We start from the raw sequence: 25,423 nt of genomic DNA, 5'->3' as shown, positions 1-25,423 counted from the left end.
AGTCGGTTGGGTTTAATGGTTAAAGGTTTGTAATGACCAGCACATCCACTTCGTGCCGTTCGGTATGGAGTGTCAGCCCATAGCGTGCCAATTCCCTGTTTAAGTTTGCGATGTCTCTCAGGTTACCATGAAGCTTGAGTGTAAGTGCTCCTGTGTAACCCGTCCCGTCAACGATGGGTGTTTCCAGCTTGCGATTGATCGTTCCCAGACGCTCTACGAAATCGCCTATGGATCCATGTTCGAATAGAACGCCGTCATCCGCTGATTCCACCTTTGGGTACTGTTTGCTCGTTAAGTTGAGTGACCGTCCGTCCTTAACGCTGCGTAACACCAGACAGGGAATAACTCTTCGCTGCATACTGGCTTTTACACCCAGGTACATACCGAAAAAGTTGTTGAGATCGGCTTGCATGATTTTGGCAAGCCTACTCTTTCCTCCGGACGCAGCTATTCTTAGCTGGTAACAGTATGTATTTTCCCTGCGCCAGTCGAGCAATAAGCTGTCATTTGTATATTGGCCGTTCAGCGAAGATACCGGACGCTCAAAATACGGCTTAATGTCCGGCGTAATTTCAACCAACACCCGGTTTACCCACCCGCTATACGGGATTTGTTCGAAGTACGCGCTACGGAATAGGCTTTCAATATCCAGGTTATATGCAGCTAATTCGTTGTCCCGTTTGGTAAACCCCGCATACCTACCTTCTATACGTTTGCTTATGGATGAATGATACAAGGGGTTTACGTCTACTGCGTCGTCAGTACTTAGCAAATCCTCATCCTTTGTAAGAAATTGCACTGGTTGGTTGCCGATCAGGGAGCGGATATTTTCAGCTGTTGCATATTCGGGGTACGTCGATCCCGTTACCCGGCCTTGATGTATCCACACATGGTGCGGTATGGTTTTATGCGGAAAGAATTGCTTGAGCACCACATCGTTTACCACCGAGGGCAATTGCCACCGGTGCTTGGTAAATGTCTGCTTAATTTTGGCTTCCGGCTCATAGGTTACCGGCAAAACCAATACCTCCCCGTCGAATTTCTGTTGCAATGAATCCATCTTATCCATGGCGGCGATGCAAGGAGCGCACCAAGTTGCCCAGAAATCCAGTATGATCAATTTGCCACGGTAATCGTTGAGTGTAATGGTTTCCTTGCCCTCGGGGTGGTTTACTACCTGCAATGGCTGATTCCATAACGCGTCAGGGATTGTGTCTCCGATTTGTAAGGGTCTGACGTTATCCGTTAACGTTCCGTTCTGTGTATTTGTCTGAGCATGCACACCTGTGCCCATCCCCAATAGAAGAAACAGTGTCAATCCCAAAGCGAGGCCCAGCCCGCTACGGGCTGGAGCCTTCGCATGGGTCCAAACACATGATTCTTCAAAATTTCTTTTGGTGGTAGTGGGCATTTCCCCGCCCTTGCCGGAGCTTTCGCCGGGATGGCCGGGGAGCTCGGTGCATACTCCATGCTTACTTGATGCATACAGGATGCCACCTTGGTCTGCTCCCATGCGATTGAGTAAACAACGAGTATGCACTGAGTTAGCATTGAGCTCCGAAGCGGGTTCCAGACGGTCTCCTGTATGACCCCGTAGCGATCCATGCTCCATTCCATATCTTTCCCTATATGCCTTTCTCTCGCTATGTAGCCGCTTACCCTTCGCTAAAGTGCCGCTTTTCGGGCTTTTTACCGAGATATATGCGGGACATATGGGGATGGGGCCCGAAGGAAGGGTAAGGGAAGGTGGGCTGGAGCACGGGACTGCCCCTGCTTTCGATAGATCAAGCCCACTAATTCCTGCCTTTTTCCTGCGGTTGTTCTGCCATCTCCTAAGCCACGAGTAACCTGTGTCCGAATTTTGACTAAGGTTTTGATAGGTACGGGATAGATATGCCTTAGTGAATTTATAGTAGATGTCAGGAGAAAGGGAGAAGAAAGTACGAAGAAAAGCCGTATGTGCTCGCGAGTTTCCTGCGCAAATAGTCCGATTATCCGGTATATATTTCTGGTGTATATGGTCAATTGCTTGTGTTCGCTTTAGGCAATACAAGCCCACTAAGCGTAAAAATTGCTTCATCTAATATTTGATTTTAGGTGTAAGGAAAATGGATTAATTCAGGTTTCTACACGAAGTCAAACCGGGCTTTTGACTACATTTTTTTGGAGGTTTGACGTGGAGATTATCCACGGTTGGGATACCACAAAACCACCATCTCCCCTTTTAGTATGGACAGTGGAGACGGATTCAATTCCGATTGAGTTTTGCTGTGGTTTCATTACCCGTTATGGTTAGTAACGAGTCTTATTGGTGTGCTCCCAATTGATACATGTGGGCCTGCAAACCGTACCTGCAATAAAGTTTCTGACGCCTTACACACCACGGGATTACAGCAGGCCCACATCTACCTTAAAGGCAAAGATAGCACAATAAGTATAGACGTGGGTGTTTAATCTGCTGTCTTGCGGCGTGGCGTCAGAAAATACAGGCGCAAGACTCTTAGTTAAAACACCTAAGTTCTATAGGAAACAACTATTATTTCCTATCCAAATCAAAGGTAGAAAACAATGATTAAAAAAGCAAATTTTTTATTATAAATGTCATTTGAAATTCGTTTTGCCAGCTTGCCACATGGCAACAGCAATTCTAATATCTCCTATTCAACTTTATAGTTTAATCGCCGTGAGACGCATCAGACTTCACTATGGCATTTCCGCGCAAAATCTTGCTATTGGTATCGGCAAGAGTATAAACTATATTGGCACTATGGAAAACGAACAAGTTGCAGGGGGTTACGATGATACTGTTCTCACAGATATCGCCAAATACATCAGTGATAAAGTCAAAAGCCTTCCAGAAAGCGAGCTTGAAATCAAAGGAAAAAGAGATTATACCATTTATGACTTTTATCCCGCCGAGATTCTGAGCGACGAAAAGGTTATCAAGCAAATTGACCCCATACCTCCCGGTTCCGGACCTTCTGTCACACTCAATGCACTAATTGAATCAAGCAACTTTTTCAAGAAAGCGCGTATGTTAAATGAAATCGTAGAAAAATGCAATAGCATTCAAAACCAAAATTGGACATCAAATGATTTCACTCAGCAGTTAGATAGAGCCACAAAAGCGGGAAACAAGAAGCTTGAAATCGTATTAAAAGACGGGCTCAACACCTATATCCTAGCCAAGAAGCAAAAAAAGAATTAGTATATTTGCGGTTATTGGGGAATAACCATGACCGCTGTCAATGAAACTTAATCTGCTATTCACGGAATTAGATATCAAAGCCATGCCGCAGATCGAATTGGAAAAAATGCTGAATGTGTTAATACTTCGGCACGAAAAAGGATATAACCAATTTGAGCTTGCTTTTCTTTTAGGCCAACGCGATTTGTATATTCGAGATGCAGAAGATCCAAACAAAAAATTAACCTATTCAGTTGCCGCAACCAATCAATTCCGGCAAATTCTTGGCAGCGGTATTCAAACCATTGTACCCAATGTTAATCAGCGGCCTAGCTACGCAATACAGATACTACAGGCTGTCGACGAGGCGGACAAGAAATTTTATCGCGCAGAGAAGAAAGTCGACAACGGAAAATGGGAATTCCTAGTCTCTTTTGGCGAAGAGCCTAAAGACTTATTGCTACCCTCCGCCAGTTCCATTACCAGCGAACAGATCCAAGCTTGGGTAGACGAAAAGTATGAGGGCAATTACTTCTACTTCCCCAAAACCGCTTTGACAATTTTCAAGGATTGCGAACGGCATTTCAGAGAACCGATAAGACCAATATTCTTGGCCGAAGCCCTACAGTCGTATACTGCAAAGAAAAAGGCGCCTAGACTGATCAAACTTAGGGACAAATTCAACAGTTGGGACGTATTTGCAAAAGAAACGAGCGACAAGACCGCTTTCTTCAAAGTAACAATAGAACGTTTTTTAAGTAGTGATAATCCGACCCTCGTTGAATGTGTTTTTACAAATACCGAAGCCAAGCGGCACATTTTCCATGATAGCTGGACCGCTTTTACAGACGTGCATTTAGACGCACAAAGCCAATTACCCGTTTGGGGAGTGGTGGCTTGCTTAGTTATCGACAGATATAAAATAAAACATCCCATAACGGGCAAGGACGTAAAGGCCGCAAAAATATCGACTCAGGCGCATTGGGGTATGAGCACAACGAATGGCCTCAACGAATTTGAAGTGTTTGATGATATGGTGATAGCATAATCACAAGGGTTTAAATTCTCACATCTCTATTCTATAATATTGTAAAGTTTTCAAATTTAATATGCCACTTTTACTAAATACTGCACCAATCATATTTGACGATGTCGTCATAGATCTTGAAAAGTTTCCGTTTAACGATGAAAGGCTCGAACAATTACGAAACGATTGTCGCTATACTCACATGATCAAGCGTACCGGCGACTCTATATTGGCGGTTCCTTTAAAGAAGGGGTTGCCTCCGCTAGGTGGCATACGTGAGCAGGTTGATCTTAAAAAGGATCTTTCACTAACCCGTTCCCTTGCAAATCACGCATTTTACCGCGAATTGTTTAAGCGAAACCTATGGGTATCAAGTATTACGCCGCTCAGCTATCTTATCACTAAAAAGAATTTATTAGAAGATTGTATGCCTCAAGGCTATTCGCTGGCAAAAGGGCTAGGTGTATTTGTGAAATGGGAGGTCGAATTTCGTGTCATTGATCCTTTGGAAAAGGCACCATTCGTTTCTATAACGATCAACATTAGTACTTCGACAAGAATCTCTTTGACCTGCCAGCAATTAATGACGAAGGGTGTATCCATCCTCAACCAATATGTAGGAAAACCCTACTATGGCAGAAACCCCGAATTAAAGCCACGATTTTCTACGGTCGGCCGGGTAGTGAATGTAAATACCGACGGAATGTTGGAACTTGAGGATTTAAGGCCTGGAGAACTTGAGCTTGCTGATCCGACCGAAATGTACTTGGAACCCCGCGAGGACCATCTAGACAATTGCATCAGGGTAATATATGGCTCGGATGCATCGCAGATATTATCCAATATTGACACGAAACTTGCTCAGTATCACGTGGGCAATAAAAAATTCGAAAAGCTTCAACGTGGTTTGGCAAGTTATCAGACCTTTAAACTAAGCCTGGTAGACGGTGTGCCATTTCAGATCGGTAATTTTCTGGACAATGATAAGGCAAAAACCAACCACATAAAGACCTACAAAGCTGAAAAGCCGATTTTTGTTTTTTCTCCAGGAGCCGCTAAGGTTTCTACTTGGAATGATGGTGGTTTACAGCAATATGGCCCATATTCACGGGAGACATTTAGTCCCAATAAACCTCGCATTTGTGTTGTGCTCCAGGCTAATAAAAAAGGACAAGTCGAACAAATCTTGCATAAATTCCTGAATGGCATGCCGCCGGTGGCCTACGGAAAAGGTAGAAAAACCTTTGAATTCACTGGATTAAAAAACAAGTTTCGGTTGCAGGATTGCTATATAGATTTTTTTACAGCCGAAGATGACAGTATCACGTCTTACAACAGGGCAATTACGGCCGCGCTGCAATCTAACGGTAGTACTCGCACATTCGATCTTGCGCTGATACAGATTGACGACGGCTTCCGTAGCCGTGTGGCTTCAAACAACCCTTATCTAGCAGCCAAAGCTCGCTTTGTCGGCCAACAAATACCGGTACAGGAATTTACTATGGAAAATCTTGGCCAACCTGACGCCCGAATCGTATGGAGTCTGAATAATATGGCTTTGGCCACCTATGCCAAACTTGGCGGCGTACCTTGGTTACTGACCGCCGACTCGACCATTGGTCATGAAGTGGTTTTCGGCATCGGTAGTGCTATGATACACACTAGCCGTCTAAGCGCCAAAGAGCGGATGGTCGGCATTACCACTGTATTTACAGGTGATGGCCGTTATTATGTGAACAATATTTCATCTGCTGTTACTGCAGACGAATACTTCGAGACGCTATTGCAAAACCTGCGCACAACAATGGATCGAGTTAAAACTGATTTCGCTTGGCGCCCCAAAGATACGGTAAGGCTAATCTTTCATGCTTTTAAAACCTTTAAAGATGCAGAGGCAGATGCGGTCAAGCAGGTAATGTCCGAACTCGGCGATTTTAACGTTGAATTTGCTTTTGTTCATGTGGCACCTAATAGCCCATATATATTATTTGATACGGCTCAACCGGGTTCTTTTGGTAAAGGCATTTATGCACCTGAACGTACCAACTATCTACAATTATCAGAACACGTCGCTCTGGCCTCGCTGACTGGTGCCGTGGAATTGAAAAAGACGAGTGATGGTATTCCTCAACCCGTACAACTGATCCTTCACCGGGATTCGACATTTAAGGATATGGCTTATTTATCCAAGCAAGTGATCAAGTTCGGGGCCCATTCATGGCGAAGCTACCAGCCCGCACCAATGCCAGTTTCAATCTATTACTCACAATTAATGGCACAAATGCTAAGTCAATTGTCCGGAACGCCTAACTGGAACCCGGATGCGATTTACAATAAAATCGGTACAACAAGATGGTTTCTTTAAAATCAAACCCCGCAGGTCTGCTACTGCAAGATGTTTTTGCCGCACTATCAGCAAAGATCAGACAGATCTCAGCCGATACGATCGAATATGCTTTTAGCGCTTGGTTATACCCGGCTTCAAGATCGCAACAGATGCCTGTTTTGCCGTTAAACCCAGCTGTAAATAACTATAGCCATGTAGCACAGATCGCCTTTTTGTTGGAGATAGATTCAGAGCATAATTCGGACCTGTTACCCACCCTAATTGATGGCTTGCAAAGGACAGCGAGCAGGTCGCCTATGATTGTTGGAGTTGGGCCGGCTGCCTTCTACAATGACGCTATCGCCTTATTTGGCTTAGCTTTAGGTGCAAGGCATACAGGTGGCCAGACGAAAAAAGATATTGCCAAATGGATGCGATCATTTGTCCCAAATTCTGTTGGAACTTTACCGCCTTGGAAACAATCGCTGATGGCAGCCGCATTATTCGTTTTGGAGGATGATACAGTTATAGCTGTTGATCACGTACATGCGTTGGAAATGGAACTGGCTTTGTATTCACGGGGGATAGACTGTTTCTCGCCTACTAGCTCTGACCGAATATACCAAGCAGTATGTAATGGAGCGATTAGAGAAGGAGGCGATATTGCACTCACAGCAGCACGGTTGCAGTCCATTAATTATTTAACGAACCATTTGCCTACGATATCAATCAATATGCCAACAATCCCGCAGATAGTTCAAGTTCTTTCCAACCTTACCCCCGCCTTCCGGCGCTGGGTATGGGAAGATTCAGCTAAAACTAAAACCAGCGTCCCACAAAAGTGGGACGTACAAAATGAATATCATGTACAAAGCCTTTTGTACTTCATCCTCGCGCCTTTATTTCCTGACCTTGAGGACGAATTCTATTTGGAAACTACCGGCCAACTTAACCCCCGTGCAGATATTGGCTTACCATCGGTAAATCTGATTATTGAAGTAAAGTACCTGCGGCAAGGAAAAAGTTTCCAAAAAATACTGGAGGAAATTGCTTCCGACGCAGCACTCTACTTTAAGAAGGAAAGCGTATACAAAGACAAATACAATCAAATGTTAGTTTTTCTTTGGGATGATAGTAATAGAACTCACGAGCACGGTAAATTCAAGATCGGTGCGTGCAGTCTCAATAACATTTCAGATGTAGTTGTCATGGCTCGTCCAGGAGTCATTAACAGAAATCCGGCGAATCTCAAAGCTACTAAAAAAGGAATGATCTAATATAGGCGACCATTTATTACCCTGTTTTTTTAATCGAACATATTCGTGTGTAACCGGATCCATAAGGCTGGGTAAAGTTGGTTGGCTTTGAGTAACCGAATTCTTTTATGCTACAAGCCAATAGATGAAGAGACCTTGTTTCGATTTTTTGTTATGTTGTCATATTACTTAACCCGTTTGAAGTTACTTTTCTAATCGCAACTGTCAGATTAAGTCGTGACTAATTCACGCTACACTACCATCTTTTTGGAATGTAGTGCTCACTTTAATCTCCTGGACATCCTGATAGCCTGCATCGATGGCCTGAAAGGATTCCCAGAGGCCATCGCGTCGGTTTTCCCGCAGACCCATGTGCAGTTATGCATCTTTTCCTCGCGGATCCGTGTGATAATCTTGTAATTGAATAAATGTCTGACGAGTATGATCAATATCTCCCGATTCTTACTTTTCGTGTTTGCAGGTTTATTAAGAAGCAAGTCCATAATTTCCGAAATGCCCAGAAGTTCAGAAACCCACTGGTGGCAATGTAGTTCTTCTTTTGACCCATTTTTTACTTTGGAGACTTAGAGCTTTTTACCGTGTTCTTATTAATGTGTATCTTAAGCTTTTCAAAGTCGCTTACCTGATTGTGCAATAGTGTTTCTATTTTGTTTAAGACCTCTTCAGTTTTACTTGGTTTATCTTTTTTCTTTGGCTTTTTTGAGGAATCCACTATTACAATTTGAATGGGGTTTTCTCCGTGACTTAATACGGTATCGATGTATTCTAAAATTTGCTTTTCCTCCGACGAAAGAAAATTTGGAAATTTTAGCCACTCTTGCTCCCTTGACAAGATTCCATGACCAATGCTCGAAAGAATGGTCAAAGCGAATATATCCTCTGTTGAGTTTCTAACTGTGGTAGCGAATCTACCCCAGGGAGAATTGTCATCATATTGGCGTGTGATTTCCCAGTACGGTATGTCGCTGTCCACTCGCTTGAGCAACTGATGACTTCTGCGGCGGCGGATAGTTTGCTCAATGGCCTTGCCCCGCGAGGAAAGTCTTCTCTTTTTGCCCAAATTTTGAGGATCGCGTCACATGCTTTTTCCATCAACTTCTGTCTCTTTTTCGGATTTTTTTCATTTTCTGCTGTAACAATGAGTTCAGCTACATAGTGGGCCATCCAGCATAGTGTGGTGTCCCGTTGGTCTTCAGCGGAAAATTCTTGGACCAGTTTCTTACCAAGATTTATGATTTCCTGCAAGTGTTTCAACGCTTCCATCAGCTCTAAGTAAGTAAATAATGCTATAATTAGGGTAATACTCGGAGTACTTCCGTCGTTCATAGTCAATCCAGCGCCTCATCTCGACCTTGATAATCAAATCTTTATTCATATCATTTAAAAAAGATTTTAATTCGTTTCGTTTAATTTTTAATCGAATTCCGGAACTGGTGACGTCGTTGTAGTTTGTTCGCTCTTCGAGGTTGGACCACGCTTCGAGTTTTGAAATCCAATTATCCGCGCCCTCAATTTCTCTATAATGGAGTCTATAATCCTTGGACGCAACACATTGACTCCATGTTTGGAAGAGACTTCCGGGAGTTATTCTGGATTTTGAGATTCCATTGTATAAGGGATCGTTATCGTCGATGCCATCGCGCTCGGTCTTTATTTCAAGTAACCAAGGAGTCAGGTCAAATTCGGGTGGAGTATCCCTTTCGTTTTCAAAATCTTCTTCTTGATCCTTTTCGAAAGGTATATAATTGTCGCTGGCTGACCTTGTTTGGAACGTTCGAAGAAGCGCCCTTCCGGTTTCCCTGTTTACAAGTCCAGATGCGACACTTATGGATTCATAATCTTTTCCCTTGTATATCGTTGCGCCCAAATAAACCAAAATCGCTTCACTGTCATCAAAATTCAGAACCTCATCGAAATCTGCCCTTTGAATCGCCCATTCCCATTCTTGACCGGCTTCTTCCTTTACTCGGAACCTTCTTTCCAAGGGTAGTGGATCACGGAAATCTGACAACCAAAGGCCGTCCCAGCAGGTACCCCAATCGCCTATCCATTCTTGCCACGTGGGGCCATAACTATCATCCTTAACAGTGATTTGTCTAGTGTTCAATAATTCGGAGGCAGCACAGAACATGGCGTGGTATTCGTAGTATGTGCGCAGGCTTTCAACCCTTGGTTCAGAACGGTGTCGGCTGTTGGTCTCTCCATAATTTGACGAGACCACATGATCGTCTTGATCCACATTGCCAGTATATCCCCAATATTCCGAAATATATTTCTCGGCAATCGTGGCAACAGAATATTCATCAACATCAAATATACTACCCAAAGGTTGGTACCAATATGGTAACGTATCCAGCACATCGAATCTGAATTTTAAGCTCTTTTCCGATTTTGTGTTTCGGTGTGATCTCGTTTTAACTCGCTGGATATCAAAAGGGCTTGAACGAATTACTTGGAATTGATCGATTTCATGCTGGCTAAACAATTCGGGTTGATTCTCTGCCAATCTTAAAGCTATGCGACGAACAAACCATTTGATCAATGCATGGGGCAGTTTTTTATTGTTCATCTCCGCAACAAGGTAATCGCGAAATGGGGTTATTATAGAAGGATCGTCATTACTTATCCTTTCAATTGCCATCCATAAGAACAATTTGGCAGATATCCAGAAAAATGTATGTTTTTCATCTTGAAAAGGGTTGCATGTTTTCTCATCCTGATGTTCTAAAAGATATCGGAGGATTGCCGTGCTCTTAAGTAATGCAAGGCGACGTAAAACATGCAATGTCAGCCAACGTTGTTTTTTATTCGGATGTCCGAGGTGGTATCTTAAAAATTGGGCAACTACGGAATCCGCATTCCCGGATATTAAAATATCGCCGGAATCGCTGAAGATCATATTTTCGTTCGGGATACGTTCGTTCCATCGGCTTAGGATCCAGGAAAGAATGCACTCTCGTTCATCCGGATCGAGCAAAGGACAGGCTAAGGGCAACATCTGGTATTGAACGGCTGGCGACAGCTTGTCCACATACTCGGGGATTATTTTGATTGCGACTTCCGAAAGCTCGCGGTCATTCAATCCTAAAATACGTCCTAATTTCTGAAGGGTATCATAGCTGAAATAGTCATCATGGAAAAAGATGGGAAACCAGCGTGAAACTATTTTCAAAGATGCCGTCTTTCTCCAGGATTGAACCCCCACGTTGACGCTCCATTTCTCCAGCAGGATTTTCAAGCCGATCTCAAAACTGTAGTAGCTGATGCCGAGCGCTTCGACTTCAAGCAAGGCGTCAAGGTAGGTCAGGTAATGCTCGGGCAGTGCACAGTTGGAAATTGCGGTGAACAAGGCTTCATAGTCGATGTATTCGTCTATGTCTTTTGCCTTTTCGATTGATTTTTCAAAAACCATCTGGTCAACTTTTCCCACCTTCCGAATTAGCTCTTCATATTTTTCTGTAAGGTTGGACTGTTGGGGTGCTATCTCGCTCGGATTTTCCGGTTCGACAGCCAGATCTTTGGCTTGCTTTAGGTACTCTTCGAAATCGTCAATTATCTTCTTATCAGTAAACCTACCATCTTGTATGAGTTGAAGAAATCTTGTTAGGAAAAATATACCTGGGTCTTGCAGTTTTATGTCCCTTATGATTTGAGTTAACACCGCATTTTTTAACTCATGGTCCTGTTCACTGTCGATTTGTGCAAAAATTCTGGTGTACAAGTCTATCAGGTCATCAAAATAAACCTGATTGAAAGCCAGCAAAGGAACACTCGTTTGGGGCGGAATATAGCCTTCTTTTACCGCAGCATGTAAAAGATCAAATACATTTCTCTTTATCCCACGGACATCACGATGGTCCCATTGGCAAACAGCGGCAAATGCAGTAGCAACGTCAAATTTCGAAAGAGTCGGAATGGTTGCCCGCCAAGGATATCCGTCCCATCCACTCAGTCTTGTTGCACAATACTCTGCGAACCGGAAATAGTTAACCGCCAAATCCGGCTTTCTGAATCCGGGCCATAACGAACTAATGTCATGCAAGCTCCTAAGTTGGTCGAATGCTTCAAGGTCTATTTCGTTTGCGGCATTAACCATCTTATCAAAATAGTATTTCCCATCTTCTGGAGAGCACAGACTTCCAACCACCGCCGCCCGCTTGAAATATTCTATTAATTCCCTACCCGCAAGAGCGGATTGGCCGATGATTTCGTCAACATAATGAAGGATTTCAGGAATGCGTATTCTAAATGAAACCTCATCACTAACCTTTTCGCATATCGCTAATAAAAGGTCTATATTTTTTATTCTTCCCGCGTTGATCAGTTCAGTGAAGGAATTTATTAAACTTCGATTCCTTTCATGAAATAGGATATCCAAGAATTTCAGGACAGTGAACTGAAACAATTGCGGCGCGTCATATCGCTGATAGTATTGGAATTCCCAATCGTTAGCGTATCCACTAATGTAGTCTCCGATCTTCGCTTCCAACTCTTTTACGTCTACATTCTTGTAAATAGCCGAACGGATTTCATAAGCTGGAAGCAAATGATTGAAGACACGCTCGAATCGTTCTACTTGATCGGTAGCGGATGTCCTCGCATCATAATCTTGACTTTTAATTTTTTCCCGGAGGGAACTTGTATAAAAATCTTTTGAGGTATACGACGCTCCGTCATAAATATTAAGTATGATGCCTTTCCTTAGCAAAATATCCAGTTTAGAAATTTCGTCTTGGTTGCCTGAATGGAAACTTGGTGGTCTACTTGGAAGCGGGATTTCGATGAGATCAATGAGCGGCTTTACCTTTAAATACTCAATGCCGTTTTTTAAACAATATTCGCAAAACGAGACTATTAACGACTGTAGTTCGGTGCTTCTACTAGCCCGAATCCGTTTCAGTATTTTAAACTTATTAAATATCAGTTTTATGTCAAACGGTGGGTTAAACCCAAGTTCGAAATACCGATTGAGAACCAATAATTTAATGTCAAGTCTTAGCTTTTTGGCGTTGGCTTTCAACCATTTGCTAATTTCTTTCTCCCGACCGTTGGAAATTAGGATCGGAATCAATATTTCAACGACATTGTATAACGCAGATTTTGGCTTCCAACCGCTTATCCAGCGGAATGCTTCATCGGGACCATGGACATTAAAGACAGCCTCGGCTCCGAAAGCAAGGTCTTGGGCATACAATCTGAATTTTTTCAATTCTTTATCATCAAGGGTCTTTCGGTAATCCAACCATTCCCTCGCTTTTGTTAGATGCTGCTTGGCAATCTCATGGGTTTCCTTTTCTCTCGAATAAACGGCCGCATTCCTATAATGAGCGCGGCCGAACCATCCCGGATTTCCTGACTGGAAGTAAAATTTCCGATTTGTTTGGAGGTTGCCGTATTTTGCTGCAAGATCGGGCTGGTCTATCAGAATGTCCTCCAAAACTTTGTTGGTCTTCGCCGCTTCCGCGGAAACAACCTGGAGTTTAATGAAGTCTTGCGCGTTGAAGTCAGCTAGCGAGCTCTTCATGGCAGTCCTTGCGCGCTCAACGAAAACCTCCTTATTTTTGATGGGATCAATCGGAAAGGCGAGATATTGCCTTTCGAGAACAATCTCTTTAAGTGTGGCATGCATCCCAGATTTATCGAGGAAGACTGCCAGATGCACGCTCGCATATTCATGAGAACCTGCCTGATCCAATAGCGCACGTGCTATTTTCCTATAGCTTTCCGTAGTAGGCGGATAAGCCTGGCGCAAATAGGTCTCGAAATCTTCGTCCCTAAAGGTGAATTCATTTTCTCGACGGACGATTTCTCTCCAGAAGTCGGTTCCAATATCTGAAAGTGTTCCATCGCTAAGATTCGAAACCGTTTGTATGATTTTCAATGGCACCGGCCTTGGCAGGCAAATCATGTGCTTCAAAAAGCTCGTCACCTCTTTTTCTTCAGCTCTCCGGCCAACTTCCTGGATACGGATTCCGAATATCTGATCCAGTGTCTTCCCGTCAGGTTTCAGCGGTAGCATCTTATCATTGATACCGTCGCCTGGCAACTCCAACGCATAGAACATTACTCTTGGCACAGATTGGGTTAACCTCCTGAATTCTTCGATTTGCTCCCGATTTACGGAAGGGAAGTTTGCCTCTAAATAGGCTTTGGTTTCACTATAGGAAAAAGGAGGTACTTCTATTTTTCTGGTGTGGAGGGGTAGTCCGAGTGATTCCATCCGCTCCGTTCTCGAGGAAACGATGATGCGACACCCGTCATCAAAGGTCATGCGCAGCAGATCCTTGACAAAAGTATGTTCAGCGTAAAACTCGGCCGCCGTTACACTGTTGTCAGCAGCATCCAAAATAATGGAGATTCGGGCGTCAGGATTAATAGAGCGTACGATTTTTGCTGTATTGTTGACCCTTTGTTTGAATTGCTTTAAATAAAAGTCTTTTTCCTTTTCACGTGCGAGAAGCGGGGGAGTTCCAATTCGTCCAGCCAACTCGTTGCAAAGCTGGACTATGCCATTGACATGCCTGTGCCTTCTGTCCTCTGGATCCAGGTAACTGCCCCCTCCATAACAATCGAAAATAAGGGTGACCGATTGATCGGGAAGTATCGTCGAAAGCATATTGACGAGCGTGGATTTGCCCATTCCTGCGCCTCCATGGATGCATATCGGTGAACTATTGGCGCTTAAAACTTCGTTTTTTATATCTTCCAATAGTTCCCTGGGAACAACGTTGTCGGGTGGCTGGATTTCATTTTTGACGGGGAATACTTCAGAAATATCATGAATGCCGAACGCATAAAGAACCATGGGCAGCGTAATCGTATTGGTCATTGCTTGATCGGGCATCATTTTTTTCCATATGAGATTATGGAGTGTGTCGAATTCCTTCGATGCCTTAAAAAAGCCCAATGATGAGATGGATTCAATGATTTTCTGTTCTTGTTCCAGACGTGAATCCTGGCCGCAATCCGAAAAATCCAATAGAGAAACAAAGTCAAGGAATTTATGATGAGAAAGATTTGATGCTCCAAGTAATTTGGTTAATGCTTTAGTTTCTGTTGGGGACAGACCGGCAGAAAGTTTTTTCAAATCCGGGCACTGCGCGGTGCCGGCTTTTTTTATTGCATTTTGTAGGTGCGAAATGAAGCTTAATAATTTCTTGGATGCTGGGCGGTTACTAACCAATTTCAGATTTAGCTTACCGAGAATTTCTCCCCTATCGGTCTGTTCAGAGAATTTCGCGTAGAATCTGGCAAGCCTTTCTACGATAGATCCTTCGGTTCCTCCGCTTCTTCCAGTGCAAATCCGCGAAATAGTCCATACTTTATTGGGCGTTCGGGTGCTGTATTTTAGTTGGGATACAATAACCTTTTTTGCACTATGGAATTGATCGCCTCCATAGTATTCAACCAGATCCACGCCAAGCATCATATTACCCGATGTATCAAGCCATGAATTTTCGGAGTAGGGAAGTCCTTCAACGGATACCGCCTTTAAAGCACCTTCGTCGAAGTTAATTAGCTTGAGGCATCGGGTGACTGCCCATAGTATATGGAAGTCGTCTCCCGCGTTGGATTCCGCTGCATCTGGCGTATAGGATTGGTTCATTTGATTGGGTTTGGGTCAGGGTATGTGGCTTTTACCCTCCAAGTTAGGCTATTGATTTTCGACCCTAACGTTGTAAGGCCTTCGATAATTTCTTCAAAATTCGGCGCTTCGGGTTCATAGATCATTTCTTCGAGCATCTTTCCGTAGTCTGCCTTCCATTCACCTATAACTTCTGTTAGGGGTATCGGATTTATGGTTTGTGGGTTATGATAATTATAATTTACACCACCTATTCGCGTGAATTCGTGTCTATGATGCACGATGGCTTCGTAAAGATCTTGGTTTTCTAGGGCATCATCTGCATATGGCGTTTTAGAGAGATGATATACGTCGTATAGATGCCGACTTAGTCTATCCACCCTTATTTTTGCAATTGGTTTTTGGAATTCTTCATGCAACAGGAAAACCTTTTCAAGGAATGTACGTTCGGGATTTACTGACGGTACTGATAGCGCGTGCTGGGTGAAATACCGGTCATCGAACGCTTCGTCTACGAATGACGTGAACGTTTTATCGGTAAATGGATCCCTTAAGGATCGGCAACCCAATTCGACCTGTATCTTGGGCTCCAAATAACCTTTCGGTTTTATAACATTGGGATAATATATCTCGATGATGCGGGGATCCTGATCAACCGCAGTCAAAGCCTGTACCACCCACCAGTCTTTTTCGACGGCAAAGGAAGGCACACTCTTAACGTTGGACGTCTGTTCAAAAATCGTGGCCCTATCCCGTTCTGGTATATCGAGGAACTTTACGTGACTCATTATAGTGCCTTTCTCATTATTTTTGAATCCACATCGGAGCCAAGGGTATGTCATGAATAAGATTTTGGCGGCTTTCCTTTTTTAGCAATTCTAGAATCTTCCGTTCCTCTTCCTCGGTTTGTTTACCTGTTCCTATTTCTTTTAATGCCTGGATCACCAGCCTGCTTATTTCACCTTTGGCCATGAGGTTCTTTGGGGTTGTCTTTTTGAATTTGATGGTTCGTTTCCCGATTTTTATTTCCCTTGGTGAACCATCCGTGAGTAACACGATTTTCATGGGGATTTGCGTGCTGAGTCCCAAGGCATTGAGCGCGTATGCACCTGTAGGTACTGTCCGGATTTTATCCCGCTTTGCGATTCCGGTGGCAATTTCCTCTAGAGTGGGCAAAACCTGTCCGATGTATTTGTTGACTTTTGGGCGTACATAGATACCTTGCGCCACCCGGGTAATTGCCTGATCTTTCTCCAACCGATGTAAGGCTAATCGTACCGCCTCGGACGAACCAAAATTCAGAAAATCTTCTGGGAAAATTAGCGTTCCCCTTCTTGTTGATTTTATTTTTTCAAGTATCCTTTTTTCAATGCTTTGTGTCATTTATTTAGCTATGGGTTTGTAACAAAAATAGTCAAAATTTGTTACTCCAGTTAACTTGATGAAGTTAGTTTTGGATGGCTTACATCCTATGGGATGAAATCGAAGTTAACACTCTCAATTCTCCGCCACCCAATATGTCCCAACTAATTTCTCCTCGCCTGAAAGAAAGGCTTCACCATAATTTCTGACCCCATTTTTATCAGACCATGTCAGTTCGTCAGTCCCGCTTCGATTTTTATCGATTTCCAATACCATTGATTTCGGCCTATCGGATTCCAACCAAGTGGATCCGAATGTACCGACGAAACTATCCAGTTTATCCCTTTCCCTGCAATCCGCGCTTTCGGTCACTATCTTTTTCGTCACGTTGTCAATAAACTCTCCGACCAAGTTCCCGTTCTGTGTGAGCTGCAACCAAAAACTACCGATGTCTTTACTTTTTTTCATGTCGCCTAGGCAATTATTAAAGGCGACAAACGCCAAATATAACCATCTTCCCGCGCATTTTTATCCCTTGGAAAATACCGGGCAGCAAAGCGTCAACCTATCCTTAATTAGCGACAATTTCCGGATATTCGACTCCTAAATAAAAAAGAATTTGAGCAACTATTCAGAGCGTCGTTGAGGGAAGAAAAAACCTCCTAGTTTTTGTGAGTTTTTTTCTTTCTTTCTTGTACTTTTGCCTAAAGCTTTAAGCGGAAGCTTGCCATTCGTCTCAGCGAAGCTGTATCAGCGCCGTTCTTCATTTAACTATTATCGAAACCCTCATTCTCGTTTCGAAAAGCGGTAGGCGAATGACGTTTTTCCGGCGGGAGTTAGGAGTATCGATGAAAGTCAAATCCACTGGCCATAGTGCCGAATTTCTAAAACGCAAAGCGAAAAGCTTAAGCAAATCACGTCCGATCTCGCATACAGAAGCATTGAATCTGGTAGCCAAAGAATCCGGCCACGAAAACTGGAACCATTTTATCAATTGTTCAGCGAGCAAACCTGTACGCAAAGTTGAGCCACAGCGGCCGAAGGTTCCGGAGCCAGCCGCCCTGAATTATCACAACGTAATCACCGGTGCGGTGATTGGACAACATCCCAATAGAAAGATGTCCGTTCGCCACCATAAACGGGCAGGTTTCTTACTACGTGAATTGCTTGATGCCGTAGACTACCATAAGCGGGCAAAAAAGGTCTTACAGGATATCCGAAATACGTTGGATACTTGGCTGGGCTGCGAATACAATGAAGTGGAACTGGATAATCGAGAATTCAATTCAATTTATTATGGTAATAACAGGCATATAGCCGAAGTCAAACCATCGCTAAAAAGGCAAGCTGAGCTCAGAAGGAAACTCAGGGCTATCAAATCCATTATCGATTATTCCTACCATGATTGCAAACCGCTGGAAAAATTGTATCAGCGATTTGAACTGGCGGCAAAGGCGCTTGACAAATGGCCCAATAAGATTAAGACACCTAGCCAGTATTCTAAGGGACAATTACGGCCGGGCACCTTTGTTCGTATACCTCAGCTTAAGAAAATTGGTATTGTTTTTCATCATGATGAAAGGCACCAGTTAGTGACCGGTTACACGGATGCAGGTCCATTCGATGCCGGACGACATGAAGTGATGATGTTGAAAAAACAGTTGAGCTTAGCGGATTTTAAACCGATGCGGCTGTGCCTGCCTTATGGAAAGTGGAAAAGAGGGGATGGCAGCGAGGTTTTATTCAACCGTGATTATTGTCCGATTTGGCAAAAGTCTGCTTCAGGTGAAGTAACTGCCATTCAGCCGGATGTCTATGTTCAGTACCAATCCAGTACGCATTATTATGACGACCGGTCGGCGCCCTACTATGATAATGAACAGACGCCTCAAACGTGTTTATCTGTTTTAAAAGACTGGGGCGTAAACGAGAAGTTTCCGGAGGTCTTACGGCTATTACCGACAGCAATCGCCTCAGGCGATATCGGTTTGCTTAGTCCCCGGGGGGCTTCCTAATTAAATTTGTTGATTGTTCACAAATCGGGCTGCGCGGTAACTGTGCGGCCTGATTTTTCATATGGTCTGAGAGCAATGTCATTCATAGCCGCGCATTAAAGATCATGGGATTCACGGTCTTTCGTTTTCGGCTCTGCATGTGCGGGGCGTGAATGGTCAAACAGCGAAGGTGAAATTTGCCTCCTACCAAGCACCGGCAATTACAGCATTTAGTTCGACGAATAGGAAAGATTGTTTCATCTCGCGCTTTATTTTTTTCGGTCGCCGATCAGCGAATCTGTAGCAATAGCAATCAATACGATACAGCTCACTGCTTGAAGGAACAAAAGGAACTTGACGAATTTGTCATTCGGTACGATCTCTCCGTACGTTACTGTTGAAGAATTAGCGGCACTGAATAACAAAAAATCAAAATAACCTACCCTTTTGCTAATCACTCTCAAGGCATCAAACTTCAAATCGATTAGTTCGAAATCTATTCGCCGTATATCTAGTTCATTGTTGGGAATCAATCTGAGTGTAAGATTGTTAAAGATCGAGTCCATCCGTGTAAATTGATTGCGTAACGTCGAATCGACAAAGTCACCGTAGTGGTCTAACACGTATTGACTGGACTCCACGTTTATGGTTGCTATTTCCAGTTCGAGCCTTGTTCGACTTATGTTCAGTTGAGCCCTCATTAGCTCGTTTCCGTCGCTCTCTCCTATCGATTCGAGGGCCATCTTAACGCCCTCCAATTTTATTTTTAACGAGTCGGGGATTTGTTCATCCTTCCATCGCTGGATGTTATCCGCCCGAGCATCCTCATGTTGACCATATATGGACTTAACTAACGGAGTCAACGAATCCACTTGATGTCTAAATTTTCCGACATATCTTTATGTCTGATCCCCGCTAGCCTCAATGAATCTGCTTTCCGTTGGTAATACCTTAAATCGTATGCTTCGTATTCTCCAAGAATTTCCTGGGACGAGAAAGGCCTCAGATTAAGTCGTTCGTCTATTATAAAGGAATCCGGCTGGATATACCAATAACCATAGTAAAATGTACCAAAAAAAAGGATTACACCCAGATACAACAGCAAATATTTAAACACCTTTCTCATTATATTTTGGTCGGACGGTTGACTGGTCTTATGGCTTAATTCTAAATATTAGTTCTGATTCTTTTGGTTATTCAAATACCTTCGGTAAACATACTGAATTTTCTTGCTCAATTTTACCTGCTAAAAATCGGTGCCGGCCACTTGATGCGGCAATTGATCTGCCATACCCATACCAACATTCCACCCCCTTAGTTGCACAATGCGGTGATGTACCCTAACACACATTTCCTCCGGCGGGACTGTTCGCGATGCAAGCCGCCATTGTACGGGAAGTTCCGTTTAGCTTCCTTGAATTCAATATTGTCTTCGCTCTCCCTCAGGATTTTAAGTTGCTCAATAGTCATTTAGATTGATAGTTGTTGAGAGACAAATATAAAATATTAGCGAAACTTCTTGATCCCGGCTATGCAAACAGCTTTTCCAAGTCACTGATATGAGTCCACTCTCTACAATTATCCGGTGTTTCAGTAGCATGATCCACTAACGAGTCGAAAAGACGCTCTATAGCTGCAAACTTACTTCCATCTGTAGAAATCGTGAGCAATGCATTATATGGCTTATCATTAGTTATTTCTGAACCAAAATAAGCATGCTCAAAATTAGGAATAGAAGCCAACAACCTTACGGGCGTTCCCTCAGGTCTTAACTCCAAAGCCTCTCTAATTTTGCTATTATTAGTCCATGCGGGATTTGCCCGGGAGCCGTCTTTAACTAACGGCGTATCACTATCATGTAAGATAGAATATCCCGTACCGAAATGGTTCAGTATTTTTATCAAAGAAACAATAGTCGCCTTCCCACGAGCCCTTACGATATGGATATCCCGATATTTTTCTGGCTTAGCTTGCCGGATATAGTTGAATGCAGTGAATTCTGTATCCCCCTCCACAATAATCACTTTACCACCGAAAAAAAACTCCGCAACATAAGGGTCACAGGTATTTAGTAATTTAAGGTTACGCTTATCGTCATCATCAAACTTTATTTTATCTGGACGGAACACAGTTGTTCCCTCTATGTCACCATTGGCTCTTCTATCGACTTTAACTATGGTGGTATTATCTCGGGAGAAATCAATAAATACCGGAGAATGTGTAGTAACCATTACCTGCCAATTACCTGATTTGGGCAAGTCATACAACACATTACATGCTTCGCGAATAGCATTGGGATGTAAGCATATCTCAGGCTCATCAATCAAAAGAAGGTATGGTCGTTCAAGTCCTTTGTCATCTTTAGGCTTACGGTTTGTCTCTGCAATGTATTTGAGTGCTGTCCAAAGCAAAGTTCTTCTAGCACCACTGCCTTGCTTATCTACCGTACTCATGAAACCATCTGCAGGCCCCATTTTTAACTGTGACTGCCATTTGAATACACCTAAATCGAGAGAGCCGTCAGGTTGTGCCTCAAAGTTTACAAGATAATTCGGAAAAACTTGATTAATCAGCCGCGTCAGTGACTCATTTGCGACGTCTATTTGTCCCCTGGTTTCATCTATTATTTTTCGTTGGAGAGCTATTGATTGGTCTAAAAGCTCATGATATTCATTTCTCTCCTCGGCAGTCTGTAGACTCTTTACTCGCTCAGAAATAGCGGTCATAAGCAGTTTTTTAATTTCCTTTGCCTGTTCCTCTGGATCAGAAAACGCATCAACTTTATGTGGCTCTGGTCTTCTATTATTAGCAATGGAAGCAGGGCCAAAAGGGAAACTTGTCTCATCCCATGTCCCTATTTCCATGTTCCATCCCTGTCTTTTAGGCCTACCGGGACCAAACCAAGTCCATCTTTCTTTTACTAAGAATCCGCTTTCGACTTTTTCAATCCACTTCTGTCCGACTCTTTCGTCAAACACTATTGTATGCAGCTCGATTTGCGGAGGTTTCTCCGGATTTACGATGTTATTTGGAAAATCTTCTTCTGTCAATTCGCATTTTTTTGAACCATCCGACATAGCCACCTCATAGGCTTTAAGAATTGAGCTTTTCCCAGCATTATTAGGACCAACTAAAACTACGATATCGTCTAGTTCAATTTCAACCGGAGTCTCGCCAATACACCTGAAATTTTTTACGATTAGTTTCTTTAACCTAGGTCTAGGCATATCGTCCATATAGGATAGATCTTCGGTTGGGGATTTCGTGGATTTGGCCATTGATTATCTTATTAACAACTAAAAAATTTATTTACTGAACACTCTATATACGTGTCAATTCAAAAGTATTTACAAATAACTGCTTCGCCTTACGGTTTACCGTATCTATTCACGGTTTACAAACTTTGCATGCTCCATAGTTATTTTTAACCGCTTCTTTCTTCGTGGTCTTGATCTGACTTTTGCTCAGATATCGGCAACCAGCCTTGTGGTACTTCTCCCCGGATTTGGTGATATATACCGTGGCATCCTTTTGCTCAGCGACGGCATAAGCGGCTGCCCTACCCTGCGCATTCGAAGCCGCAGGCAGCAAAAGCCCGAAGACGAGAAAAAGGCAAAGGATACGCGTACGCATGATGGTTTGTGGTTTCTTTATTAACGGTTAGCGGTTAGTGAATTCGGTTATTGATTATATGGTATTATTGATTTATCAATTGTTTTTCTTAGGCCTATTGGCTTATAATGGTAATAATAACATGCAAGGTAAAACATCGGATTGAGAATTACAAATTTTGATTACCCAAAGGTAACCGAAGGAATGGTGAGGATATTACGGGAAACCGGAGACTGAAGGAACACTTGAAAAAATGGCAAATAGAATTTTGAAGCGGACGTATAGTTAAAAAAACACAGAGAACATTTATATTTGAAAAACAAAAAACATGGCCATACTTAAACCATTTGTCTTTATGAGCATTTTTTCTGCAATTCTAAGCTTAATCGGCTGTAATCGCACGAACTCGTCGGCATCTGCCTCAAACGAAGCATTCGATCGACAATTGGAAGAATCTATGCGGGCATTCGAAAACCGCCCTATCCACAAAATACTTACTACAGCAATTATTGACAGCACAGCGGATAACGATTTACTTCAACTGATATTTGATAATTTGGTGGAAAAGTTGGGCGTCGATTATACCAAAGAATTTGAAACTGTATTATCTTGGAACGAAGCCCGTAGGAGTATTTATCTAATCTGGCTATTGCAGGCTGAAGTGAATAATGGTGGTCATAACCAATTTTATTACAACTCTAGTGGCCAATTCTATGAATATCTCCCTAACGCGCTACGATTGGTTGGTGCTAAACGCCACGCCGAACTGATGGAACGCGCCAATGCTATTTATGAACGCGAATACAATCGTATCACAGAACATTTGGATGGCACCATCGAAGGGTTCAGCAAATCCTATGACGATAATCCCCTCAACCCCTTAGATGACGAATTCTATAAATTGGAAGGCGAAGAAGACCTCTTCGCATTACAGGTAGATTACATCCGGGCTCATAAGGAGGCTTTCGTGGATACATCAACGTGAGATTGGAATATGATAGTTTTTTCACTACCTGTCTAATCGCTTAAATCTTCGGTATACTGCATAAACTGCAATTCATCGGCATTTAAGCGGCCTATTGGTTGAAGTTGACCATGGAATACTCATATTGTGTATTTTTTGGATGGCATATGGCTGGGGCAAATTGTTGGTGGGTCGGTTACAAACAAAAAAACCACCGATAGCGGTGGCTTCTGCTCGATTGTAAGGAAACTTATTTGTCTTTTTTCTGGAGGTCCGCGCGAACTTTTTCGACGAAGTCGATGGATACTTCGGCTACCTCGGCAGCCTGTTCGTTCGTTAAACCAAGCTTAACGATCAGGTTTTTTACAAATTGATAACCGGTTTCCTCTATTGCCTCCCGTCTCACCGAATCAAACGCATTCTGTGTATCCCACTTAGCCTTTAAGCTTGCTTCGTATGCCATTCGTTCCTCCTTTTTTAATTTTGCCACTTCCGATATCTTAAAAATCAGCTGGAAAGCCCGCTTATCCAAAAATGTCGGAACCCTATCCAGTGTGCTCATGTGCTTCAACAGATACATCCACTTGTCCATATCCGTGAGCAGACCATCCTCATCTTTTACAAAGTTAGTCAATTCCAAAAATTTAAAACCCAACTTATTGTAAAAAGGTTTACAGGTGTGCTTATCCATTAAAGCAATATTGTGGAAGTACCGGTCCTGTTCACCGGCATCTATGCTGAATTCCAGAATGCCGATGAGATACACTTCCGGAAGTTTGTAACTGTTGGTTTCTCTCCCCTTCCGAAGCAGCCGCTGGATGAGCCGTGATACGTAAAACAGGGCCCTGTCCTTGAAGTGATCCTGCCGGATGCACTGCATCTCCACAATGAAATATTCGTCGTTGTCGCCCCGGCAGTGCAGGTCGAAAATGACACGCTTATCCGTAACGTCGTCCCCATCATATTCATTGGGTGCATACGTTAGATCAATGATGTGTTTCTCGCCCTGGAACAGGTCGTTTAAAAATTCCACCAGAATCTCTTTGTTGGGCTCCTGCCCGAAAAGACGGCGGAAGCCCCAGTCGGTGAGCGGATCAATGAATTTCCCGATTCGGGGTTGTTTGGGTTGTTGGTTTTCCATAATCCAGTTTTGATTGGTTATGGGCAAAGATAGGGAAATCAGTTGATTTTAACTAATATTTTTAGTCAACATCGCAATTAGAAAACCTATAACCAATTCAAATTTCGGTTACCGGACGGAAATCACTATTCGCGCGGGGTACTCGGCGGGGCGCTACCAATGATAAAAATAATCAACATTTATAGAATCTTACCCGGAAAACATGTTGCAGCAAACATCAACCACCCAAAATAACCAATGGTTCAAATTTAAGATCTTCGATTCCTCCTTCCTCCATCAATGTTCTCGCTAGATCACTTACAACTAAAAAAGGTCTTGCATACCTAACCACTGAATTCCCGTCAGGCTTTCTACAGGATAAACCTAAATGCTCCCAAGTGCACAAGAAATCACTTTCGTTCAAAAAACTGTGATTAAGATTTTTATAGCCAAGCTCGATGGGTTGTATTTTTGTAGGGATACCTTTATCCAGGTCTCCAATAATAACATCATTAAAAAAGCCATTTCTTTTACATGTTTGGCATTGGCCTTCAACAACCAGGCCCTTCGTTTCTTTACATTTTGGCAAGCATTGATCTGCATCTAGATGATAGTAGGGCAGTTGGTGACGGCTTTTATAGTGTACAACTTGCTTCAAACCATGAACTAATACGTTGTTCTTACTAAAAAGCTGATAGAAATTTTCAGAAATCAGCCAATCTCCATCCAATGTTTGAAACACATTTCTTTTAATGTTTTTCACCCCTTTTACTTTCAGTGCATGCTCAACTCGTGCACCGGTGCCGCAAATCGCACAGGCAGCGCTTAAATCATATGGCGTACCATATTCTTCTCCACTGCTACCTTTCGGCTCTCCCAAATAAGTAACTAAAAACAAATCCATTTCGATTTCCTACCACTTTATCTAGGTGGCATTATTCTTTCAACAGCCAGTAAAACTAATCCGAT

18 protein-coding genes and 1 pseudogene are annotated in these 25,423 nt (G+C 43.0%); 7 read left to right on the top strand and 12 right to left on the bottom strand.

The genetic code is table 11. The features are described from left to right. Window positions 1-19 precede the first annotated feature (19 nt). Window positions 20-1,513, bottom strand: coding sequence for a TlpA family protein disulfide reductase (locus ACFQRK_RS04250; protein ID WP_379003974.1), 1,494 nt, complete (start codon window positions 1,511-1,513; stop codon window positions 20-22). A 1,119-nt stretch (window positions 1,514-2,632) separates the two neighbouring features. Here ACFQRK_RS04250 and ACFQRK_RS04245 point away from each other — a divergent pair. The 5 genes and pseudogenes from ACFQRK_RS04245 to ACFQRK_RS04225 form a co-directional block, all read left to right on the top strand. Further along, window positions 2,633-3,208: a hypothetical protein gene (locus ACFQRK_RS04245; protein WP_379003972.1), complete on the top strand. Its 576-nt coding sequence runs from the start codon at window positions 2,633-2,635 to the stop codon at window positions 3,206-3,208. Window positions 3,209-3,305: 97 nt separating this feature from the next. Beyond that, the gene (locus ACFQRK_RS04240; RefSeq protein WP_379003970.1) at window positions 3,306-4,235 is read left to right on the top strand and encodes a hypothetical protein; all 930 of its coding nucleotides are present in this window, start codon (window positions 3,306-3,308) and stop codon (window positions 4,233-4,235) included. A 61-nt stretch (window positions 4,236-4,296) separates the two neighbouring features. Next, window positions 4,297-6,579 (top strand): Piwi domain-containing protein, encoded by a 2,283-nt coding sequence (locus ACFQRK_RS04235; protein ID WP_379003968.1) that lies wholly within the window; start codon window positions 4,297-4,299, stop codon window positions 6,577-6,579. Then, window positions 6,567-7,817, top strand: a complete 1,251-nt coding sequence (locus ACFQRK_RS04230; RefSeq protein WP_379003966.1) for a hypothetical protein — start codon at window positions 6,567-6,569, stop codon at window positions 7,815-7,817. Before ACFQRK_RS04235 ends, ACFQRK_RS04230 begins: the two co-directional genes overlap by 13 nt. 276 nt (window positions 7,818-8,093) lie before the next feature. Then, a pseudogene (locus tag ACFQRK_RS04225) lies at window positions 8,094-8,183 on the top strand (transposase); the annotation flags it as partial. A gap of 184 nt (window positions 8,184-8,367) precedes the next feature. Here the strand turns inward: ACFQRK_RS04225 and ACFQRK_RS04220 are convergent. From ACFQRK_RS04220 to ACFQRK_RS04200, 5 genes are all read right to left on the bottom strand, one after another. Next, the gene (locus ACFQRK_RS04220; RefSeq protein ID WP_379003964.1) at window positions 8,368-8,877 is read right to left on the bottom strand and encodes a hypothetical protein; all 510 of its coding nucleotides are present in this window, start codon (window positions 8,875-8,877) and stop codon (window positions 8,368-8,370) included. Window positions 8,878-9,036: 159 nt separating this feature from the next. After that, complete coding sequence (locus tag ACFQRK_RS04215; RefSeq protein ID WP_379003963.1) at window positions 9,037-15,423, bottom strand: NACHT domain-containing protein; 6,387 nt, start codon at window positions 15,421-15,423, stop codon at window positions 9,037-9,039. Next, a complete protein-coding gene (locus ACFQRK_RS04210; protein WP_379003961.1) occupies window positions 15,420-16,190 on the bottom strand; it encodes a nucleotidyl transferase AbiEii/AbiGii toxin family protein in 771 nt (256 codons plus the stop codon). The genes ACFQRK_RS04215 and ACFQRK_RS04210 overlap by 4 nt, the downstream gene beginning before the upstream one ends. 16 nt (window positions 16,191-16,206) lie before the next feature. Continuing rightward, window positions 16,207-16,785: a DUF6088 family protein gene (locus ACFQRK_RS04205; RefSeq protein ID WP_379003959.1), complete on the bottom strand. Its 579-nt coding sequence runs from the start codon at window positions 16,783-16,785 to the stop codon at window positions 16,207-16,209. A 114-nt stretch (window positions 16,786-16,899) separates the two neighbouring features. Further along, complete coding sequence (locus ACFQRK_RS04200; RefSeq protein WP_379003958.1) at window positions 16,900-17,232, bottom strand: hypothetical protein; 333 nt, start codon at window positions 17,230-17,232, stop codon at window positions 16,900-16,902. A 347-nt stretch (window positions 17,233-17,579) separates the two neighbouring features. On the opposite strand from ACFQRK_RS04200, the gene ACFQRK_RS04195 reads away from it, so the two are divergent. Beyond that, window positions 17,580-18,779: a DUF5623 domain-containing protein gene (locus tag ACFQRK_RS04195; protein WP_379003956.1), complete on the top strand. Its 1,200-nt coding sequence runs from the start codon at window positions 17,580-17,582 to the stop codon at window positions 18,777-18,779. Window positions 18,780-19,027: 248 nt separating this feature from the next. Here the strand turns inward: ACFQRK_RS04195 and ACFQRK_RS04190 are convergent, their stop codons facing one another. From ACFQRK_RS04190 to ACFQRK_RS04175, 4 genes are all read right to left on the bottom strand, one after another. Further along, a complete protein-coding gene (locus ACFQRK_RS04190) occupies window positions 19,028-19,630 on the bottom strand; it encodes an ion channel (protein WP_379003955.1) in 603 nt (200 codons plus the stop codon). 442 nt (window positions 19,631-20,072) lie between these two features. Further along, entirely contained in the window at window positions 20,073-20,228 is a 156-nt protein-coding gene (locus tag ACFQRK_RS04185; RefSeq protein WP_379003953.1) for a hypothetical protein, read from the bottom strand. Between the two features lie 59 nt (window positions 20,229-20,287). Continuing rightward, a complete protein-coding gene (locus tag ACFQRK_RS04180; protein WP_379003951.1) occupies window positions 20,288-22,036 on the bottom strand; it encodes an ATP-dependent endonuclease in 1,749 nt (582 codons plus the stop codon). 109 nt (window positions 22,037-22,145) lie between these two features. Continuing rightward, window positions 22,146-22,391: a hypothetical protein gene (locus ACFQRK_RS04175; RefSeq protein ID WP_379003950.1), complete on the bottom strand. Its 246-nt coding sequence runs from the start codon at window positions 22,389-22,391 to the stop codon at window positions 22,146-22,148. A 334-nt stretch (window positions 22,392-22,725) separates the two neighbouring features. Here ACFQRK_RS04175 and ACFQRK_RS04170 point away from each other — a divergent pair, with 334 nt between their 5' ends. Beyond that, entirely contained in the window at window positions 22,726-23,355 is a 630-nt protein-coding gene (locus tag ACFQRK_RS04170; RefSeq protein WP_379003948.1) for a DMP19 family protein, read from the top strand. Window positions 23,356-23,584: 229 nt separating this feature from the next. On the opposite strand, the gene ACFQRK_RS04165 is transcribed toward ACFQRK_RS04170, so the two are convergent. After that, window positions 23,585-24,475, bottom strand: coding sequence for an Rpn family recombination-promoting nuclease/putative transposase (locus tag ACFQRK_RS04165; RefSeq protein WP_379003946.1), 891 nt, complete (start codon window positions 24,473-24,475; stop codon window positions 23,585-23,587). A gap of 217 nt (window positions 24,476-24,692) precedes the next feature. Beyond that, a complete protein-coding gene (locus ACFQRK_RS04160; protein WP_379003944.1) occupies window positions 24,693-25,358 on the bottom strand; it encodes a hypothetical protein in 666 nt (221 codons plus the stop codon). Between the last annotated feature and the right edge of the window lie 65 nt (window positions 25,359-25,423).

Origin of the sequence: Parapedobacter sp. GCM10030251, assembly GCF_042666505.1 — a bacterium.
Lineage (GTDB): Bacteria > Bacteroidota > Bacteroidia > Sphingobacteriales > Sphingobacteriaceae > Parapedobacter.
This window is presented reverse-complemented; position numbering and strand designations above follow the sequence as displayed.

Coding starts and splice junctions, on each gene's coding strand:
- ACFQRK_RS04210 (WP_379003961.1), bottom strand. CDS start 16,190: ATGAGTCACGTAAAGTTCCTCGATATACCAGAACGGGATAGGGCCACG.
- ACFQRK_RS04185 (WP_379003953.1), bottom strand. CDS start 20,228: ATGACTATTGAGCAACTTAAAATCCTGAGGGAGAGCGAAGACAATATT.
- ACFQRK_RS04235 (WP_379003968.1), top strand. CDS start 4,297: ATGCCACTTTTACTAAATACTGCACCAATCATATTTGACGATGTCGTC.
- ACFQRK_RS04160 (WP_379003944.1), bottom strand. CDS start 25,358: ATGGATTTGTTTTTAGTTACTTATTTGGGAGAGCCGAAAGGTAGCAGT.
- ACFQRK_RS04250 (WP_379003974.1), bottom strand. CDS start 1,513: ATGGGAGCAGACCAAGGTGGCATCCTGTATGCATCAAGTAAGCATGGA.
- ACFQRK_RS04245 (WP_379003972.1), top strand. CDS start 2,633: ATGGCAACAGCAATTCTAATATCTCCTATTCAACTTTATAGTTTAATC.
- ACFQRK_RS04175 (WP_379003950.1), bottom strand. CDS start 22,391: ATGCGTACGCGTATCCTTTGCCTTTTTCTCGTCTTCGGGCTTTTGCTG.
- ACFQRK_RS04230 (WP_379003966.1), top strand. CDS start 6,567: ATGGTTTCTTTAAAATCAAACCCCGCAGGTCTGCTACTGCAAGATGTT.
- ACFQRK_RS04215 (WP_379003963.1), bottom strand. CDS start 15,423: ATGAACCAATCCTATACGCCAGATGCAGCGGAATCCAACGCGGGAGAC.
- ACFQRK_RS04200 (WP_379003958.1), bottom strand. CDS start 17,232: ATGAAAAAAAGTAAAGACATCGGTAGTTTTTGGTTGCAGCTCACACAG.
- ACFQRK_RS04165 (WP_379003946.1), bottom strand. CDS start 24,475: ATGGAAAACCAACAACCCAAACAACCCCGAATCGGGAAATTCATTGAT.
- ACFQRK_RS04195 (WP_379003956.1), top strand. CDS start 17,580: ATGACGTTTTTCCGGCGGGAGTTAGGAGTATCGATGAAAGTCAAATCC.
- ACFQRK_RS04180 (WP_379003951.1), bottom strand. CDS start 22,036: ATGGCCAAATCCACGAAATCCCCAACCGAAGATCTATCCTATATGGAC.
- ACFQRK_RS04205 (WP_379003959.1), bottom strand. CDS start 16,785: ATGACACAAAGCATTGAAAAAAGGATACTTGAAAAAATAAAATCAACA.
- ACFQRK_RS04170 (WP_379003948.1), top strand. CDS start 22,726: ATGAGCATTTTTTCTGCAATTCTAAGCTTAATCGGCTGTAATCGCACG.